1 protein-coding gene is annotated in these 703 nt (G+C 64.2%); it reads right to left on the minus strand.

Annotation, left to right across the window (positions count from 1 at the left end; all coding sequences use genetic code 11):
* On the minus strand, positions 1–584 hold a 584-nt coding region (locus tag AWB67_RS39025), incomplete at its 3' end, for an efflux RND transporter permease subunit (protein WP_200822448.1).
* Positions 585–703: the final 119 nt, after the last annotated feature.

Raw genomic sequence — 703 nt, forward strand, 5'->3', positions numbered from 1 at the left:
CGGTCGGGCTTGAGCCAGATGCGCATCGCGTAGTCGGGGTTGCCGAAGATGCTCGACTGGTTGGCGCCGGGGATGCGCTTCAGCGCATCAAGCACGTAGATGTTCGTGTAGTTGGCGATGTAGGTCGAGTCGTAGCGATCGGTCGGCGAATAGATCGTGATGACCATCATGAACGCCGACGACTTCTTCTGCACCTGGATGCCCTGCGCCTGCACCGACTGCGGCAATTGCGGCAACGCGAGGTTCACGCGGTTCTGCACGTCGACCTGCGCGAGCTCGGGGTTGGTGCCGATTTTGAAATAGGCGTTGAGCGTGTAGTTCCCCGTCGATGAACTCGACGAGTTCATGTAGATCATGTTGTCCGCGCCGTTCACCTGCTGCTCGATCGGCGCGCCCACGTTGTTCGCCACCACGTCGCCGGTCGCGCCCGGGTAGGTCGCGGCGATCGTGATCTGCGGCGGCGTGATGTCGGGATACTGCGCGACCGGCAGCCCGAGCATTGCGAGGGTGCCGCCGAGCGTAATCACGATCGAGATGACCGACGCGAAGATCGGCCTGTCGATGCAGTAGTGGGAGATGTTCATTGGGCCCGTCCGCTCAGTGCGTCACGGCGTCGTCGGACGAACGCCGCGCGAGACTTTGCGTTTCGCCGCCGTGCGGCTCGACGGGAGCGGCGTCGGCAGCAGCCGGAGCGGACGCGGGC

The organism is Caballeronia terrestris, assembly GCF_001544515.1.
Classification (GTDB): Bacteria; Pseudomonadota; Gammaproteobacteria; order Burkholderiales; family Burkholderiaceae; genus Caballeronia; species Caballeronia terrestris.